This is a genomic window from Amnibacterium endophyticum, from assembly GCF_042680685.1.
Classification (GTDB): domain Bacteria; phylum Actinomycetota; class Actinomycetes; order Actinomycetales; family Microbacteriaceae; genus Amnibacterium; species Amnibacterium endophyticum.
The window spans coordinates 9,780-26,945 of sequence record NZ_JBHUEA010000006.1 but is presented as its reverse complement, the minus strand read 5'-3'; the positions used below and the strand labels follow the sequence as shown (position 1 = coordinate 26,945).

The window sequence follows — 17,166 nt, the reverse complement described above, 5'->3', positions numbered from 1 at the left end:
TCAGCGCGCCTCGAGCAGCTGGACGAACATCGCGTCGGTGGCGTGCCGGTGGGGCCACAGCTGCGCGGCGGTCCCCCGCCGCGCGCCCGGCAGCGGCACCCCGGCGAGCCGCTCGAGCACCTCGGTGGTGGGGAGCGCGCGCAGGCGGTCGTGGCGGGCGAGCGCGGCCGAGACGACCTCCGTCGTCTCGGCCGCGACCGGCGAGCACGTGACATAGGCGACGAGTCCGCCCGGCGCGGTCGCCGCGACGGCCGCGTCGAGGAGCACGCCCTGCAGCGCCGTCAGCGGCGGGAGGTCGTCGGGGCGCTTGCGCCAGCGGGCCTCGGGGCGGCGCCGCAGCGCGCCGAGCCCGGAGCAGGGCGCGTCGAGGAGCACGCGGTCGAAGCGGCGGTCGCCGCGGACGAACCGGCGGCCGTCGCCGGTCTCGACGGGGTGGCGGCCCGGCACGGCGGCGAGCGCCTGCTCGACGAGCAGGGCGCGGGTCGGTGCCTGCTCGTTCGCGACGAGGGAGGCGCCGCCGAGGCGGGCCTCGGCGGCGAGCAGGGCGGCCTTGCCGCCGGGGCCGGCGCAGAGGTCGAGCCAGCGCTCCCCCGCCACGACCGGTCGTGCGCGGATGAGTGCGAGCGCGACGAGCTGCGAGCCCGGGTCCTGCACCCGCACCACGCCCTCGGCCACGCCGGGCACGGCCCGCGGGTCGCCGGCGTCGAGCACGGCGCCGATCGGCGACAGCGGGTGCGGATCGACCCGGGGCTCGCGGTCGAGCAGCCCCTCCCGCTCGGCGAGCCCCGGCAGCGCCGCGAGGCCGACGGGCGGCGCGACGTCGTCGACGCGGAGCAGCTCGTCGAGGTCGTCGCCGTCGAGGGCGCGCTGCAGCTCGCGGACCACCCAGGCGGGATGACCGGTGGCGAGGCCCCGGCGCTCGGCGGGGTCCTCGACGCCGTCGAGCAGGACATCCGTCCATGCGGCGTCGTCGCGCTCGCCGATGCGCCGCAGGACCGCGTTCGCGAAGCCCGTCGCGCGGGCGCCGACCGCCTGCCGGACCTGCTCGACCGACTGGTGCACGGCCGCATGGGCGGGCGTGCGGGTCGCGAGCAGCTGGTGCGCGCCGAGCCGCAGGACGTCGAGGACGGGCGGGTCGATCCGTGCCGCGGGGCGGCGGGCAGCGGCGGCGACGATCGCGTCGTAGCGGCCCAGCAGCCGGAGCGTGCCGTAGGCCAGCTCCGTGGCGAAGGCGGCGTCCGCCGCGGACGGCCGCGCGCGCTGCAGCACCGCGGGCAGCAGCAGGTTCGCGTAGGCGTCGCGCTCCCGCACCCCCGTGAGGACCTCGAGGGCGATCCGCCGCGCCGGGCTGACGCTCACGAGAGCCGCACCGCGGCCCCGAGCCCGCGCCGCCAGTCGGCCGCGGGCATCGCCCCCCGGCCCTCCGGCTGCACCCGCAGCAGCGGCAGCGCGCCCTCGCCGCAGCCGACCAGCACCTCCCGCTCGCCGCCGAGCTCGCCCGGGTCCAGGGCCGCCTCGGGCGCGAGTGCGGCCTCGAGCACCTTGAGGCGCCGCTCCCCCGCCGTGGTCCAGGCGCCGGGCTCGGGGGTGCAGCCGCGGTAGCGATCGTGCACCCGCTGCGCCGGGAGCGTCCAGTCGAGCCGTCCGTCGTCGAGCGAGAGCTTCGGCGCGGCCGTCGCCGCACCGGCCTGCGGGGCGAAGGCGGCGGACCCGTCGGCGATGCGGTCGACCGCGGCGGCGAGCACGCGGGCGCCGATGCCGGCGAGCCTGGGCAGCAGCGCGGCGGCGGTCTCGTCGGGGACGATCGGGACGGCCTCGCGCGCGACGACCGGGCCGGTGTCGAGGCCGGCCTCGAGGCGGAAGACGTCGACGCCGGTGGTGCGGTCGCCGGCGATGAGCGCGTGCTGCACGGGTGCGGCGCCGCGCCAGCGGGGCAGCAGCGAGAAGTGGAGGTTGATCCAGCCGTGCACGGGCGCGGACAGCAGGGGCTCGCGGACGAGGCCGCCGTAGGCGACGACGACGGCGAGGTCGGCCGCATCCGCGGTGAGCCGCGCGGTGGCGTCCGCGTCGAGGCGGGCTGCGGGCAGCACCGGCAGGCCGAGCCGGTCGGCGGCCGCGTGGACCGGCGAGGGCATGACGACCCGCTTGCGCCCGAGCGGTGCGGGCGGCCGGGTGACGACGCGGACGATCTCGTGCTGCGACGCGGCGAACGCCTCGAGCGCCGGCACGGCCGCATCCGGCGTACCGGCGAAGATCAGGCGCATCCCCCCAAGCCTGCCACCCCGCCGACGCCGTCGAGCAGCGCCCCCTCCCGAGCAGCGGCACGAGCCGGGCGCGCAGCACCTCGGCGGCGACGGGGCCGGCGAAGCCGGTCGCGGCGCCGCCGCACCGTCGCGCGGCAGGGCGCGAAGCGCCCCGGCGGCTCATGCCGCCGAGAACCGCGGCGCAGCGCAGCGGAGCCGCAGCACCCGGGACGGGGCCGGCGAAGCCGGTCGCGGCCCGGGCGCTCCAGAGAAGACCGAGCCGGGCGCGGCGCCGCCGCCCCCAGCACGAGCAGGGCGCGAAGCGCCCCGGCGGCTCATGCCGCCGAAGACCGCGGCGCAGCGGAGCGAAGCCGCAGCACCCGGGACGGGGCCGGCGAAGCCGGTCGCGACCCGGGCGCTCCAGAGAACACAGAGCCGGTCGCGACCCAGGCGCTCCACAAGAATCAGAACGGCTCGTGGGGGTCGAAGCGCACGCGCAGCACCGGGGGCGGCGGGGCGGGCGGTCGGGGTCGGCGCGCCGAGCCGTGCTTGAGCAGCGCGGACTTGGCGGTGCCGGCGACGCGGGCGCCGGCGGCGGTCGGGAAGCGTATGACGGCGCGCTCGGCGCCGTCGCGGGTGCTGCGGGTGACGAGGTCGGCGCCTGCGGCGGTCCAGGCCTCGAGCAGCTCCTCCACGGCCGGGACGGGGCCGGTGGCGACGGCGGTGCGCACGGCGGGCGGGAAGCGGAGGACGCGGCGGTCGGCGAGCTGGCGGGCGGCGAAGTCCGGGGACCGCCAGGTGGCGAGCGCGGTGGCCACGTCGCCGGTGACGCCGACGAGGTGCACGGGCGCGTCGGGGGCGGCGAGGGTGGCGGCGGCGGACCACCAGCGCAGGCAGTCCTCCGCGACCCACAGCGACTCGCGCAGCAGCATCCGGGTGCCGTCGAGCAGCAGCACGGCGCGGTAGCCGCCGGGCGCGCGGGGCTCGGCGCCGCGGGTGGCGACGACGAGGCGGGGTTCCGGGCCGACGGTGTCGTGCACGTGGTCGCCGTCGGCGACCAGCACGGGGACGCGCGGGAAGGCCCGGCCGAGCTCGTGGGCGGTGCGGCCCGCGTCGATCGGCATCGGCGCCTCGCCGGCGCGCAGCGCCCGCAGCGCCGCGTCGCCGGGACGGGCGACCTGGACCAGCACCGGGCCGGCCTGGATCGCCTGCTGGGCGGCGCGGTAGGCGGCCGACGGGATGCGCCTGCCGGGGCCGGCGCCGGTCGCCGGGTCGTCCGGCGTCAGCACGACCTGCGGGCGTCCCCGCGGCGTCGGCCAGTCGGTGAGCCAGCCGAGGCGCACCAGCCGCTCGACCGTGGAGGAGCGGCTCGAGGAGAGCAGGAGCAGGCCGGCGCCGGACTGCTCCTGCCGCAGCAGGGCGACGTCCCGGGCGTTCGCGTAGGGCGCGAGCGGTTCGTCGAGGAACGGGTCGGCCTCCTCCCACACGATGATCGCGCCGAGCTCCGCCGCGGGCGCGTACACGGCGGAGCGGTTGCCGATGACGACGTGCGGGCCGGGCTGCAGCGCCGAGAGGTGCGCGCGGGAGCGCGCGGCCGGGGTGCGGGTGGCGTCGATCCGCAGGACGAGCGACGCGGCGGGGCCGGCGCAGAGCACCTGCTCGAGCTGGTCGAGGTCGCGCCGGTCCGGGACGGCGACGATCGTCGTGCGCCCCTTCGCCGCGACGGCGGCGGCGACGCGGGCGACGTCGACGGCCCAGCCGGCGGGCCAGTCCGCGCCGACCGCGACCTGGTGCGGGGTCGGCAGCGCGGCGACCCGCCCACCGCCGAGGAGCGCGTCCGCGAGGGGATCGGGCTCCACCTCGATCGGCGGCGGCGGATCGGCCGGCGCCCAGCGCTGCTCGACGCGCGCCTGCCGCTTCGGCACCGCGAGGCGCAGGACGTCGCTCGCGACCCCGGCGGCGCGGTCCGCGACCGCGCGCGCGAGACGCCACACCTCGGGGGCGAGCACCGGTGCCGGGGAGAGGACGCGGTCGATCGGGTTCAGCTCCCCCGGCGCGTCCGTCGTGTCCGCGAGCGCGACGACGTACCCGTCGGCGACGCGGCCGGCGCTCCGCAGCGGCACCTTCACGCGGACGCCGGGCCGCACCTCGTCCGCCAGCGACTCGGGGACCCGGTAGTCGAAGAGGTGGTCGAGACGCGGCAGCGGCGAGTCGAGGGCGACCTTCGCGACCGACGGGCGGGATCCGGTCGGCGCGGAGCTGAGGTCCTGGGGGTCGGGTCCGCCGGCCGGAGCGGTCCCTTGGCTCGCCGCGCTCCCGCTCCGACCGGCGTCGTCGGCCACGGCGGCTACAGGCCGGCGGCGGAGGCCAGGTCGGCCGCGCGGTCCGTGCGCTCCCAGGTGAAGTCCGGCAGCTCGCGGCCGAAGTGGCCGAATGCGGCGGTCTGCGCGTAGATCGGCCGTCGCAGGTCGAGCGCGTCGATGATCGCGGCCGGTCGCAGGTCGAAGACCTCGCGGACGGCGGACACGATCCGCTCCTCCGGCACGTGCGCCGTGCCGAAGGTCTCGGCGTACAGGCCGACGGGCGAGCTCGCGCCGATGGCGTAGGCGACCTGCAGCTCGAGCCGGTCGGCGAGCCCGGCGGCCACCGCGTTCTTCGCGACCCACCGCATCGCGTAGGCGGCGGACCGGTCGACCTTCGACGGGTCCTTGCCGCTGAAGGCGCCGCCGCCGTGGCGGGCGGCGCCGCCGTAGGTGTCGACGATGATCTTGCGGCCCGTCAGCCCCGCGTCCGCCTTCGGGCCGCCGACCTCGAAGCGGCCGGAGGGGTTGATGTGGAGCGTCGGGGACCCGACGTCGAGGCCCGACCCGGCGAGCACCGGCTCGACGACCAGGCGCCGCACGTCGTCCTGCAGCTCCGCGGTCGCGATCCACGGGGCGTGCTGCGTCGACACGACGACCGCCTCGACGCTCACGGCGCGCTCGCCGTCGTAGCCGACGGTTACCTGGGTCTTGCCGTCGGGCCGCAGGTAGGTCAGATCGCCCGACCGGCGCACCTCGGTCAGCCGCTGGGCGAGCCGGTGGGCGAGCGCGACCGGGATCGGCATCAGCTCCGGCGTCTCGCGGACGGCGTAGCCGAACATGATCCCCTGGTCGCCGGCGCCCAGCTGGTCGTACGCGTCGGAGGACCCGCCACGGGCCTCGACGGCGCGGTCGACGCCGCGGGCGATGTCGACGGACTGCGAGCCGATCGACACGGTCACGCCGCAGGTGGAGCCGTCGAAGCTCTGGTCCGACGAGTCGTAGCCGATGGCGCGGATGCGGTCGCGGACGATGCCGGGGATGTCGGCGTACCCGGTCGTGGACACCTCGCCGGCGACGTGCACGAGCCCGGTCGTGACGAGCGTCTCCACCGCGACGCGGGCGTGCGGGTCCTGCGCGACGAGGGCGTCGAGGACGCTGTCGGAGATCTGGTCGCAGATCTTGTCGGGGTGGCCCGGGGTGACGGACTCGGACGTGAACAGGCGCAGGGGCATGACGGTTCCAGACAGGAGGGCGGGTGCGGTCAGCGCGGAGCGACCGCGTCGAGGATGGCAGCGGCCACCGACGGCTTGTCGCCCTCCGCCTCCGCGACGACGTCGCCGCCCCGGCCGAGCACGGCGACCCGCGTCGCGCCCTCGCCGAAGCCGCGGTCGAAGCCGACCCGGTTCACGACGAGGAAGTCGGCGCCCTTGGCGGCGAGCTTCTCCCGCCCGAGGGCGAGCAGCCGTTCCGGGTCCGCCTCCGTCTCGGCGGCGAAGCCCACGACCACCTGGTCGGCGCGCGGCCGCTCGGCGGCGAGCGTCGCGAGCACGTCCGGGTTCCGGACCAGCTCGACGGACACGCGCTCGCCGAGGTCGGCCTTCTTCAGCTTGAGCGGCGCGGTGGTCGCGGGCCGGTAGTCGGCGACGGCGGCGGCCATCACCACGAGGTCCGCGCGGTCCGCCTCACGGCGTGCGGCGGCCAGCAGCTCCTCGGCGGACACGACGGTCACGAGCTCGACGCCGGCCGGCGCGGGCACCTCGAGGTTGGCCGCGACGAGCACGACCTCGGCGCCGCGGTCGCGGGCCGCCTCGGCGAGCGACACCCCCTGGCGGCCGGTGGAGGCGTTGCCGAGGAAGCGGACCGGATCGAGCGCCTCCCGCGTGCCGCCGGCGGTGATCAGCACCCGCTTGCCCGCGAGCGAGTCGTCCGGGGGCGGCGGCGGGACGGCGCGGTCGAGGTCCGGGTTCGCGGCGATCGCGGCGTCGAGCGCCGCGGCGACGATGTCGGCCGGCTCCGCCATCCGGCCGACGCCCGCGTCCTGCCCGGTCAGCTGCCCGGACACGGGACCGACCAGCACGACGCCGCGCTGCTCGAGGGTGCGCACGTTGGCCTGCGTCGCCGCGTGCTCCCACATCTCGGTGTGCATCGCGGGCGCCACGACGAGCGGGGCCGCGGAGGCGAGCACGGTCGTGCCGAGCAGGTCGTCCGCGAGACCGGCGGCGAGCCGCGCGAGCGTGTTGGCGGTCGCGGGGGCGATCACGATCAGGTCGGCGCTCTGGCCGAGCGCCACGTGCCGCACCTCGGCGACGCCCTCGTACAGGTCGGACTCGACCGGGTTGCGGCTGATCGCCTCGAGCGTCGGACGCCCGACGAAGCGCAGCGCCGCCGCGGTCGGCACGACGTGCACGTCGTGCCCCGCGAGCACGAGCGCCCGGACGACGCCGACCGCCTTGTAGGCGGCGATGCCGCCCGAGATCCCGACGACCGCCTTCACGTCAGCGACCGGTCAGGCCGAGCGGCTCAGAGCTGCTCGTCGTCGGCGGGCTCGTCGACCTCGGGCGCCTGGTCGACGGCCGTGATGCGGAGCTTGTCGTCGTTGATCTCGCGGAGCGCGACCGACAGCGGCTTGTCCTCGATCGAGGACTCGACGAGCGGGCCGACGTTGTCGAACAGGCTGCCCTCGTGCAGGTCCGCGTAGTAGTCGTTGATCTGCCGCGCGCGCTTGGACGCGAAGATGACCAGGCCGTACTTCGAGTCGACCTTCGTCAGCAGCTCGTCGATGGGCGGGTCGATGATCCCCTTGGTGCTGGACATGCGTGCTCCGTTCGATTCGGCGACCCTCGAGGATACCGGACCGCGAGCGCAGCGAGCCGCCGCGTGAGCGGCGCCCGGCGGGCGCGGCGACGCAGGAGCCGATCGCCCGGCGGGCCGAGGCGGGGCCCCGAGCGGAGCGACGGGTCGCGACTCGGACCGTCCTGCCGGGTCCTACGAGAGAGTCATCAAGTCCACGACCTCGCGGGCCGCCTCGCCGACGTCGCGGTTCACGACGGCCGCGTCGAACTCGTCCTGGGCCGCCAGCTCGACGCGGGCGGTCTCGAGCCTGCGCTGCTGCTCCTCGGGCGACTCGGTGCCGCGCCCGGTGAGGCGGCGCACCAGCTCGTCCCAGGTCGGCGGCAGCAGGAACACGAGCCGGGCCTCGGGGAACGCCTCGCGCACCTGCCGCGCGCCCTGGATGTCGATCTCGAGCAGCACGCTGCGGCCGGACTCGATCGCGGACTCGATCGGCGCGCGGGGCGTGCCGTAGCGGTAGGCGTTGTGCACCGTCGCGTGCTCGAGGAACTGGTTCGTCTCGACCATGCCGTCGAACTGCGCGTCGGTGAGGAAGTAGTAGGTGACCCCGTCGATCTCGCCCGGCCGGGGCGGCCGGGTCGTCGCGCTGATCGACAGCAGCACCTCCGGGTAGTGCTCCCGGATGTACCCGGCGACCGTGCCCTTGCCGACGGCGGTCGGCCCGGCGAGCACCACGAGGCGGCTCACGGGCCGCTCCTCCCCCGCCCGGCGCGGCGCCTGCCGGCGGACGAGGAACTCGTGGAGCCGCTGGTACTGGTGCACGCCGAGCCCGCCGAGGCGCTTCGACGGCGAGATCTTCAGCTCCTGCATGATCTTCGCGGTCCTCGTCGGCCCGAGCCACGGGATGGAGCCGATCAGCTCGCTGACCCGCAGGGTCGACTCCGGCTGGGCGCCGTCCCGCGCGGCGGCCGACAGCACCTCGCTGGCGCTGCGCTCGCCGCTCGACACCTGCCGCTTCACCTCCGCGCGGGCGCGGCGGGCCGCGACCGCGGCCCGGGAGCCGGCGAGCCGGTCGACCTCGGGCGGGTTCACCACGGCTGCACCGGTCTCACGCGATCGCCTCCCCCAGCAGCGAGGACTGCCGCGCGATCGACTCGCCGAGCCCGCCCGGGCCGGAGGCGAGGATGCTGCGGGAGGCGGTGACGATCGTCGTGCCCGCCGCGACGCCGAAGAGGCGCTTCACGTCGCTGAACTGCGCGCCCTGGTAGCCGAAGCCGGGCGCGAGGATGGGCGCTGCGGGCTCGGCGGCGAGCTGCGCCAGGTCGATGCCGTACTCGACGAAGTCGACGGTGGCGCCGAGCACGACGCCGATCGAGCCGATCGGGCTGCCCTCCGAGTGCGTGCGGTTCCAGTTGACGACCCGGCTCGCGAGCGCCCCGGCGAGGGTCTTGCCCGACTGCGCCTCGCGCGTGATCGTCGCCGTCTGCACCGCCAGCGCCTCCGGGTTCGACGTCGCGGACAGCACGAACAGCCCCTTGCCGTAGCGGGCGGCGAGGTCGAGGGGGCTCCGCAGCGCCCCGAAGCCCTGGTAGGCGCTGATCGTCATCGCGTCGACCTCGAGCGGCGAGCCTGGCGTGAGCCACGCCTGGCCGTAAGCCTCCAGGGTCGAGCCGAGGTCGCCGCGCTTGACGTCGCCGACGATGACGAGCCCCGCGTCGCGCGCCTCCTTCAGCACGTCCTCGAGCACCTTGTAGCCGATCGAGCCGAAGCGCTCGTAGAAGGCCACCTGCGGCTTCACGATCCCGACCCGGCCCGCGCACGCCTCGACGACCCGCAGCCCGAACTCGTGTGCGCCGACGGCGGAGACGGGCAGCCCCCACTCCGCCAGCAGGTACTCGTGCGGATCGATGCCGACGCAGAGGTGCCCGTGGTCGGCGAACGCCTGCCCGAGCCGGTCCGCGAACGAACGCACCATCAACCAACCGTCCCGCCCGCCGCTGCTGCGGCATCCCCCATCGCTGCCACGGCTCGGCGCCGCTCGTACTCCTGGAGGGGAGTCACGTCGAATCCTGCCCGAATCGCGTCCACGCTCGCCACCGCGGCCGACAGCTGAGCCACCGTCGTGAACAGGGGTTTGTCGGCGGCGACGGCCGCGGCGCGGATCTCGTAGCCGTCGGCGCGGGCGTCGCGGCCGCTCGGCGTGTTGACGACGACGTCGATCTCGCCGCGGCGGATCAGCTCGACGACGTCCGGGCCGACCGCCTCCGGCTCGCTGACCTTGCGCACCACGTCGGCCGGGATGCCGTTGCGGTGCAGCATCTCGGCGGTGCCCTCGGTGGCGACGATCGCGAAGCCGAGCTGGTGGAGGCGCAGCACCGACAGCACGACCGAGCGCTTGTCCCGGTCGGCGACCGACACGAAGGCGGTGCCGGACAGGGGCATGCCGCCGTAGGCGGCCTCCTGGCTCTTCGCGAAGGCGCGCGGGAAGTCCCGGTCGATGCCCATCACCTCGCCGGTGGAGCGCATCTCGGGGCCGAGCAGGCTGTCGACGACCTCGCCGTCCCGGGTGCGGAACCGCTTGAACGGCAGCACCGCCTCCTTGACCGCGACCGGCGCGTCCGGCCCGACCTCGCTGCCGTCGCGCTCGGGCAGCACCCCCGCGGCGACCAGCGACGCGATCGACTCCCCCGCCATCACCCGCGCGGCCGCCTTCGCGACCTGCACGCCGAGCGCCTTCGAGACGAACGGGACCGTGCGGGACGCCCGCGGGTTCGCCTCGAGGACGTAGAGCACGCCCGCCGCGACGGCGAACTGCACGTTGAGCAGGCCGCGGACCCCGACGCCCCGTGCGATCGCGAGGGTCGCCTCGCGGACGCGGTCGACGACCTGCCGGCCGAGCGTCACGGGCGGCAGGGTGCAGCTGGAGTCGCCGGAGTGGATCCCGGCCTCCTCGATGTGCTCCATCACGCCGCCGATCCAGAGCGTCTCGCCGTCGTAGAGCGCGTCCACGTCGATCTCGACCGCGTCGTCCAGGAAGCGGTCGACGAGCAGCGGGTGCTCGGGGCCGACGATCGCCTGCCCGGCGATGCGGTCGAACCAGCCCTCGAGGCTCTCGTCGTCGTACACGATCTCCATGCCCCGCCCGCCCAGCACGAACGATGGACGAACGAGCACCGGGTAGCCGATCGCCCCCGCGACCGCGACCGCGCTCCGGGCGTCGACCGCCGTGCCGTTGCGCGGTGCGACCAGGCCGGCGTCGTCCAGGATCGCCGCGAAGAGCCCCCGCTCCTCGGCGAGGTCGATCGACTCGGGCGAGGTGCCGAGGATCGGCACGCCGGCGGCCTCGAGGCCCTTCGCGAGTCCGAGCGCGGTCTGCCCGCCCAGCTGCACGACGACGCCGACGACCTCGCCGCTGGCGGACTCGGCGTGGATCACCTCGAGGACGTCCTCGAGCGTCAGCGGCTCGAAGTACAGGCGGTCCGAGGTGTCGTAGTCGGTCGACACCGTCTCCGGGTTGCAGTTGACCATGACGGTCTCGTACCCGGCGTCCTTCAGCGCGAACGCGGCGTGCACGCAGGAGTAGTCGAACTCGATGCCCTGCCCGATCCGGTTCGGGCCGCTGCCGAGGATCACGACCTTGCGGGCGTCGGAGGGCGCGACCTCGGTCTCGAGGTCGTAGGTCGAGTAGTGGTACGGGGTCAGCGCCGGGAACTCGCCCGCGCAGGTGTCGACGGTCTTGTAGACCGGGCGGACGCCCATGCCGTGCCGCTCGGCGCGGACCTCGCCCTCGGTGGTGCCGCGCAGCTCGGCGAGCTGGGCGTCGGAGAAGCCCTCCTCCTTCGCGAGGCGCAGCAGCGGCTCGTCGAGCGCGGCCGCGGTGCGGATCGCCTCCGCCAGGTCGTTGATGCTCGCGATCGCATCGAGGAACCAGGGGTCGATGCCCGTGGCGGCATAGACCTCGTCGACGGTCGCGCCGGCGCGCATCGCCTGCTGCACCTGCACGATGCGGCCGTCGGTCGGCTCCTCCACCTCGCGCAGCAGGGCGTCCTTGTCGCCGGGCTCCCCCGCCCAGGTGAACGAGCTGCCGCGCTTCTCGAGGCTGCGCAGCGCCTTCTGCAGCGCGGCCCCGAAGGTCCGGCCGATGGCCATCGCCTCGCCGACGGACTTCATGGTGGTCGTGAGGCGGGGGTCCGCCGCGGGGAACTTCTCGAAGGCGAACCGGGGCGCCTTCACCACGACGTAGTCGAGGGTCGGCTCGAAGCTCGCCGGCGTGACGCCCGTGATGTCGTTCGGGATCTCGTCGAGCCGGTAGCCGAGCGCGAGCTTCGCGGCGATCTTCGCGATCGGGAAACCGGTCGCCTTCGACGCGAGCGCGGAGGACCGGGACACGCGCGGGTTCATCTCGATGACGATCACGCGCCCGGTCGTCGGCTCGACCGCGAACTGGATGTTGCAGCCGCCGGTGTCCACCCCGACGAGGCGGATGATCTCGATGCCGATGTCGCGCAGCCGCTGGTACTCGCGGTCGGTCAGCGTGAGCGACGGCGCGACGGTGATCGAGTCGCCCGTGTGCACGCCGACGGGATCGACGTTCTCGATCGAGCAGACCACGACCGTGTTGTCGGCCTGGTCCCGCATCAGCTCGAGCTCGTACTCCTTCCAGCCGAGGATCGACTCCTCGAGCAGCACCTCGCCGACCGTCGAGGCGGCCACGCCGGTGCCGACGAAGCGCGCCAGCTCCTCCGGCGTGTGCGCGAAGCCCGACCCGAGGCCGCCCATCGTGAAGGAGGGGCGCACGACCATCGGGTAGCCGAGGTCCTCGGCGTGCTCGAGCGCCTCCTCGACGCTGCGGACGATCGCGCTGCGCGCGACCTCGGCGCCCGCCTCGATGACCAGGTCCTTGAACAGCTGCCGGTCCTCGCCCCGGCGGATGGCGTCGGTGCGGGCGCCGATCAGCTCGACGTCGTACTTCTCGAGGATCCCCGCCTCCTCGAGCGCGATCGCCGCGTTCAGCGCGGTCTGACCGCCGAGGGTCGGCAGGACGGCGTCCGGCCGCTCCTTCGCGATGATCGACTCGAGCACCGGGACGGTGATCGGCTCGATGTAGGTCGCGTCGGCGAAGTCGGGGTCGGTCATGATCGTGGCCGGGTTCGAGTTCACGAGGACGACGCGCACGCCCTCCTCGCGGAGCACCCGGCACGCCTGGGTGCCGGAGTAGTCGAACTCGGCCGCCTGCCCGATCACGATCGGGCCGGACCCGATCACCAGCACGCTCGAGATGTCCTCGCGCTTCGGCATCAGCTCGCTCCCTCGGTCGGTGCCGTCTCGACGGCGATCGCTGCGGCGTCCCCGCCCGCCTGCTCGGCGAGGACCAGGTCGCGGAAGCGGTCGAAGAGCGCCTCCGCGTCGTGGGGGCCGGCCGCGGCCTCGGGGTGGTACTGGACGCTGAACGCGGGGATGTCGAGGCAGGCGATGCCCTCCACGACGTCGTCGTTCAGGTCGATGTGCGTCACCTCGGCGCGGCCGAAGCCCGCCGGGGTGTCGACCGGGCCGCCGCGCGGGACGTCGACGGCGAAGCCGTGGTTGTGCGCCGTGATCCCGATGCGGCCGCTGCGGAGGTCCACCACCGGCTGGTTGATCCCGCGGTGGCCGAAGGGCAGCTTGTAGGTGCCGAAGCCCAGCGCTCGGCCGAGCAGCTGGTTGCCGAAGCAGATGCCGAAGAACGGCGTCCGCCGCTCGAGCACCTGGCGCAGGAGCCCCACGTGGTGCTCGCTCGCCTCCGGGTCGCCCGGGCCGTTCGAGTAGAAGACCGCCGACGGCTCGAGCGCGTACAGCTCGTCGATCGTGACCGACTCCGGCACGACGTGGACGTCGAGGCCGCGGGCGGCGAGCGCGTCGATGGTGGCCTGCTTGATGCCGAGGTCCACGATGACGACCGAGCCGATCCGCTCGGCGGTGGCGGCCACCGTGTACGTCTGCGCCGTGCTCACCTCGGCCGACAGGTTGCGGCCGCTCATCGGCGGCTGCTCGCGCACGAGCGCGAGCTGCGCGTCCGGGTCCAGCGCCGCGTCCTCGCCGGAGAAGACCCCCGCGCGCATCGCGCCCTTGTCGCGCAGGTGCCGGGTCGCCGCGCGGGTGTCGAGGCCGCTGATCGCGACGATGCCGTCCCGCACGAGGTCGTCGTCGAGGGAGCGGTCGGCGCGGAAGCTCGACACGACGCGGCTCGGCGCGTGCGCGGCGTAGCCGGCGACCCAGATCCGCCGCGACTCGGGGTCCTCGGCGTTCATGCCGGTGTTGCCGATGTGCGGCGCCGTCTGGATGACGATCTGGCCGGCGTACGACGGGTCGGTCAGGGTCTCCTGGTACCCGGTCATGCCGGTCGCGAAGACCGCCTCGCCGAAGGCGCGGCCGCGGGCGCCCCAGGCGCGCCCGGGGAAGCGTCGGCCGTCCTCGAGCACGAGCACGGCGGGGTCGACCACGGGCATCAGGCACCTCCGGGGGTGGGGACGAGGGTCACGAGGGCTGCCGACACGGCCGCCTGTCCTGCGGCGTCGAGCCGGAACGCGGACTCGACGGGCACCGGGCGCCCGTCGGCGTCGTCGAGCGACCCGCCGCCGACGAGCAGGCCGCCGCGGTCCGCGCCGCGGTCGAGCGCCCAGCTTCCGCTGCCCGCGCCGGTGAGCCGCTCCGCGGGCAGCGCGATCGGGTCGGCCCCGGCGCGCTCGATCCGCAGGCCGTCGTCCGCGACGGCGAGGCGGGCCGCGGCGCGGAAGCCGAGCCCCGCGGCGACCACGCGGTCGAGCGGACGGCCCGCGAACGTGGTCGCGAGATACGTGCCGGCGGCCGCGGCGCGCTCGGCGCCGGTCACCTGCCCGGGCGGGAGGCGGAGGCCGCGCTGACCGCGCCGCCGGCGGCGCCAGGACAGCGCCATGCCCGCGAGGGCGAGGACGACGAGCGCGACGGCGAGCACCACCGACCAGGGGTTCACCACGGCTGCGCGAGCTCCTCGTGCGCCCGGACGACGCCGTCGAGCACGGTCGGGACGCCGCGGTGGAAGGTCGCCATCACGCGGCCGGGCAGCTCCTGCCCGAGGTAGGGCGAGTTGGTGCTGCGGCCGGCGAGGTCCGTCACCGCCAGCGTGCGCCGCGCGGACGGGTCGAGCAGGACGAGGTCGGCGGGGCGGCCGACCTGCACGGGCAGCGCCGCACCGGCGAGGCCGCCGATCGCGGCGGGGCGCCTGGACATCGCGAGCTCCACCTCCGGCCAGCCGATCAGCCCGGTCTCGACCATCGCCGCCTGGACCACGAGCACGGCGGTCTCGAGGCCCACCATGCCCATGGCGGCGGCGGACCACTCGCTGCGCTTCGCCTCCGCCGGGTGCGGGGCGTGGTCGGTGGCGACGGCGTCGATCGTACCGTCGGCGAGCGCGGCGCGGAGGGCCTCGACGTCCTCGCCGGTGCGCAGCGGCGGGTTCACCTTGTACCGGGCGTCGTACCCGCGGGCGGCCTCGTCGGTGAGCCACAGGTGGTGCGGGGTGACCTCGGCCGTGATGCGGACACCGCGGGCCTTCGCCCAGCGGATCACGTCGACGCTGCCCGCGGTGGACACGTGGCAGACGTGCAGCCGGGCCCCGGCGGACTCCGCGAGCAGCGCGTCCCGGGCGATGATCGCCTCCTCGGCGACCGCGGGCCAGCCCTTCAGGCCGAGGTCGGCGGCGCGGGCGCCGTCGTGCAGCTGGGCGCCCGCGGTCAGCCGCGGCTCCTCCGCGTGCTGCGCGATCACGCCGTCGACGATCCGGGCGTACTCGAGCGCGCGCCGCATCAGCAGCGGGTCGGCGACGCACGAGCCGTCGTCGCTGAAGAGGCGGACCCGGGCGCGGGAGCGCGCCATGCCGACCAGCTCGGCGAGCTCCTGGCCCGCCCGCCCCTTCGACACGGCGCCGATCGGGCGCACGTCGACGTAGCCGGCCTCCTCGCCGAGCGCCGCCACCTGCTCGACGACGCCGGCGCTGTCGGCGGCCGGATCGGTGTTCGGCATCGCGTGCACGGCGGTGTAGCCGCCGGCGGCGGCGGCCCGCGAGCCCGTGAGCACGGTCTCCGCGCCCTCGCCGCCCGGCTGCCGCAGGTGCGTGTGCAGGTCGACGAGGCCGGTGAGCAGCAGCAGCCCGTCGGCGTCGAGCGTCCGCTCCCCCGGCTCGGGCGCGAGCCGGCCGAGCGCCGCGACCACGCCGTCGGTGATCCTGAGGTCGGTGACGGTGCCGTCCGCGAGGGCGGCGGAGGTGATCAGGGTCATGCGCGCTCCCCCGCGAGGACGTCGTAGAGCACCGCCATGCGGACGGCGATCCCGTTCTGGACCTGCTCGAGCACCGTCGAGCGCGGCGAGTCCGCGACCGCGCCCGCGATCTCGAGCCCGCGGTTCATCGGGCCCGGGTGCATCACGAGCCCGTCCTCCGGCAGCGCGTCGGCGCGGGCGACGGACAGCCCGTAGAGCCGCGCGTACTCGCGCGGGGACGGGAAGAACGCCTCGGTCATCCGCTCGCGCTGCACGCGGAGCATCATGACGACGTCGGGGCCGTCCGCGATCGCCGCGTCGAGGTCGATCCCGGTCGTCACCGGCCAGCCCTCCACGTGCGCGGGCAGCAGGGTCGGCGGGGCGACGAGCCGCACCGAGGCGCCGAGCGCGGTGAGCAGCCAGAGGTTCGACCGCGCCACCCGGCTGTGCAGCACGTCGCCGACGATGACGACCGAGAGGCCGGCGAGGTCGCGGCCGCGCGAGTCGTCCCCGTGGCGGCGCTTGCGGATCGTGAAGGCGTCGAGCAGCGCCTGCGTCGGGTGCTCGTGGGTGCCGTCGCCGGCGTTCACGACGCCGGCCCGGGTCCAGCCGCTGGTCGCGAGCACGTGCGCGGCGCCGGAGGAGGAGTGGCGGATCACGATGCCGTCGGCGCCCATCGCCTGCAGCGTCTGCGCGGTGTCCTGCAGGCTCTCGCCCTTGGAGACCGACGAGCCCTTCGCGCTGAAGGTGATGACGTCGGCCGAGAGCCGCTTCGCGGCGGCCTCGAAGGAGAGCCGGGTGCGGGTCGAGTCCTCGAAGAACAGGTTGACGACCGTCGTGCCGCGCAGCGTCGGCAGCTTCTTCACGCTCCGGCGCTGGGTGTCGGCCATGTCCTCGGCGACGTCGAGCAGCGCGACGGCCGAGTCGCGGGTGAAGCCGCGGGTGGTCAGGAGGTGCTCGCTCATTCGATCGTGACCCGGTCCTCCCCGTCGGTCTCCGCGAGCAGCACGCGGACGCGCTCCGACTTCGCGGACGGCAGGTTGCGGCCGACGGCGTCCGGGCGGATCGGCAGCTCGCGGTGGCCGCGGTCGACGAGCACCGCGAGCCGCACGACCGCCGGGCGGCCGAAGGCGGTCAGCGCGTCGAGCGCGGCGCGGACGGTGCGGCCCGAGTACAGCACGTCGTCGACGAGGACGACGGTCGCGCCGTCGAGGTCCACCGGCACCTCGGTGCGCCGGGTGGGCCGTGTCGGCTGACCCGCGAGGTCGTCGCGGTAGAGCGTCGTGTCGAGGGTGCCGACCGGGACCGGGCGCCCAGCGATCCGGTCCACCTGCTCGCCGAGGCGCTGCGCGAGGACGGCGCCGCGGGTGGGGATGCCGAGCAGGACGAGCCGCCGGGCGTCGGGGTCGTGCTCCACGAGCTCGTGCGCCATCCGCGTGATCGCGCGGCGCACGTCGTCGGCCTGGAGCAGGGTGCGCTCCGCCATCCGACCTCCTTCCCCGTCTCGCAGGACGGTCCTTAAAGGTGATCGCGGGCGAGCCTAGCGCGGAGTCCGGACA

Annotated in this window: 14 protein-coding genes; all 14 read right to left on the bottom strand. The window is 75.6% G+C overall.

Going from position 1 to position 17,166, the window contains the following annotated elements:
• The gene (locus ACFSBI_RS05355; protein ID WP_377932792.1) at nt 1-1,359 is read right to left on the bottom strand and encodes an RsmB/NOP family class I SAM-dependent RNA methyltransferase; all 1,359 of its coding nucleotides are present in this window, start codon (nt 1,357-1,359) and stop codon (nt 1-3) included.
• The gene (gene fmt, locus ACFSBI_RS05350) at nt 1,356-2,264 is read right to left on the bottom strand and encodes a methionyl-tRNA formyltransferase (RefSeq protein ID WP_377932790.1); all 909 of its coding nucleotides are present in this window, start codon (nt 2,262-2,264) and stop codon (nt 1,356-1,358) included. Before fmt ends, ACFSBI_RS05355 begins: the two co-directional genes overlap by 4 nt.
• A 443-nt stretch (nt 2,265-2,707) precedes the next feature.
• On the bottom strand, nt 2,708-4,585 hold the full coding sequence (locus tag ACFSBI_RS05345) for a primosomal protein N' family DNA-binding protein (protein WP_377932788.1): 1,878 nt from the start codon (nt 4,583-4,585) through the stop codon (nt 2,708-2,710).
• A gap of 5 nt (nt 4,586-4,590) precedes the next feature.
• The gene (metK, locus tag ACFSBI_RS05340; RefSeq protein ID WP_377932786.1) at nt 4,591-5,778 is read right to left on the bottom strand and encodes a methionine adenosyltransferase; all 1,188 of its coding nucleotides are present in this window, start codon (nt 5,776-5,778) and stop codon (nt 4,591-4,593) included.
• Nucleotides 5,779-5,807: 29 nt separating this feature from the next.
• Nucleotides 5,808-7,040 (bottom strand): bifunctional phosphopantothenoylcysteine decarboxylase/phosphopantothenate--cysteine ligase CoaBC, encoded by a 1,233-nt coding sequence (gene coaBC, locus ACFSBI_RS05335; RefSeq protein WP_377932785.1) that lies wholly within the window; start codon nt 7,038-7,040, stop codon nt 5,808-5,810.
• Nucleotides 7,041-7,066: 26 nt separating this feature from the next.
• A complete protein-coding gene (gene rpoZ / locus ACFSBI_RS05330) occupies nt 7,067-7,360 on the bottom strand; it encodes a DNA-directed RNA polymerase subunit omega (protein ID WP_377932783.1) in 294 nt (97 codons plus the stop codon).
• A 171-nt stretch (nt 7,361-7,531) separates the two neighbouring features.
• A complete protein-coding gene (gene gmk / locus ACFSBI_RS05325) occupies nt 7,532-8,431 on the bottom strand; it encodes a guanylate kinase (protein ID WP_377932781.1) in 900 nt (299 codons plus the stop codon).
• Between the two features lie 13 nt (nt 8,432-8,444).
• The gene (gene pyrF / locus ACFSBI_RS05320) at nt 8,445-9,311 is read right to left on the bottom strand and encodes an orotidine-5'-phosphate decarboxylase (protein ID WP_377932779.1); all 867 of its coding nucleotides are present in this window, start codon (nt 9,309-9,311) and stop codon (nt 8,445-8,447) included.
• Complete coding sequence (gene carB, locus ACFSBI_RS05315) at nt 9,311-12,634, bottom strand: carbamoyl-phosphate synthase large subunit (protein WP_377932777.1); 3,324 nt, start codon at nt 12,632-12,634, stop codon at nt 9,311-9,313. The genes pyrF and carB overlap by 1 nt, the downstream gene beginning before the upstream one ends.
• Nucleotides 12,634-13,821, bottom strand: a complete 1,188-nt coding sequence (gene carA / locus ACFSBI_RS05310; RefSeq protein WP_377932775.1) for a glutamine-hydrolyzing carbamoyl-phosphate synthase small subunit — start codon at nt 13,819-13,821, stop codon at nt 12,634-12,636. Before carA ends, carB begins: the two co-directional genes overlap by 1 nt.
• The gene (locus tag ACFSBI_RS05305) at nt 13,821-14,327 is read right to left on the bottom strand and encodes a PH-like domain-containing protein (RefSeq protein ID WP_377932773.1); all 507 of its coding nucleotides are present in this window, start codon (nt 14,325-14,327) and stop codon (nt 13,821-13,823) included. The genes carA and ACFSBI_RS05305 overlap by 1 nt, the downstream gene beginning before the upstream one ends.
• Complete coding sequence (locus ACFSBI_RS05300) at nt 14,321-15,628, bottom strand: dihydroorotase (RefSeq protein WP_377932771.1); 1,308 nt, start codon at nt 15,626-15,628, stop codon at nt 14,321-14,323. The genes ACFSBI_RS05305 and ACFSBI_RS05300 overlap by 7 nt, the downstream gene beginning before the upstream one ends.
• The gene (locus ACFSBI_RS05295) at nt 15,625-16,572 is read right to left on the bottom strand and encodes an aspartate carbamoyltransferase catalytic subunit (RefSeq protein WP_377932769.1); all 948 of its coding nucleotides are present in this window, start codon (nt 16,570-16,572) and stop codon (nt 15,625-15,627) included. Before ACFSBI_RS05295 ends, ACFSBI_RS05300 begins: the two co-directional genes overlap by 4 nt.
• Nucleotides 16,569-17,093: a bifunctional pyr operon transcriptional regulator/uracil phosphoribosyltransferase PyrR gene (gene pyrR, locus ACFSBI_RS05290; RefSeq protein WP_377932767.1), complete on the bottom strand. Its 525-nt coding sequence runs from the start codon at nt 17,091-17,093 to the stop codon at nt 16,569-16,571. Before pyrR ends, ACFSBI_RS05295 begins: the two co-directional genes overlap by 4 nt.
• Nucleotides 17,094-17,166 lie beyond the last annotated feature (73 nt).

What these genes read in the sequence shown, in the direction of transcription:
- pyrR (WP_377932767.1), bottom strand. Translation starts at nt 17,093, where the DNA reads ATGGCGGAGCGCACCCTGCTCCAGGCCGACGACGTGCGCCGCGCGATC.
- fmt (WP_377932790.1), bottom strand. Translation starts at nt 2,264, where the DNA reads ATGCGCCTGATCTTCGCCGGTACGCCGGATGCGGCCGTGCCGGCGCTC.
- ACFSBI_RS05300 (WP_377932771.1), bottom strand. Translation starts at nt 15,628, where the DNA reads ATGACCCTGATCACCTCCGCCGCCCTCGCGGACGGCACCGTCACCGAC.
- metK (WP_377932786.1), bottom strand. Translation starts at nt 5,778, where the DNA reads ATGCCCCTGCGCCTGTTCACGTCCGAGTCCGTCACCCCGGGCCACCCC.
- rpoZ (WP_377932783.1), bottom strand. Translation starts at nt 7,360, where the DNA reads ATGTCCAGCACCAAGGGGATCATCGACCCGCCCATCGACGAGCTGCTG.
- ACFSBI_RS05295 (WP_377932769.1), bottom strand. Translation starts at nt 16,572, where the DNA reads ATGAGCGAGCACCTCCTGACCACCCGCGGCTTCACCCGCGACTCGGCC.
- carB (WP_377932777.1), bottom strand. Translation starts at nt 12,634, where the DNA reads ATGCCGAAGCGCGAGGACATCTCGAGCGTGCTGGTGATCGGGTCCGGC.
- carA (WP_377932775.1), bottom strand. Translation starts at nt 13,821, where the DNA reads ATGCCCGTGGTCGACCCCGCCGTGCTCGTGCTCGAGGACGGCCGACGC.
- pyrF (WP_377932779.1), bottom strand. Translation starts at nt 9,311, where the DNA reads ATGGTGCGTTCGTTCGCGGACCGGCTCGGGCAGGCGTTCGCCGACCAC.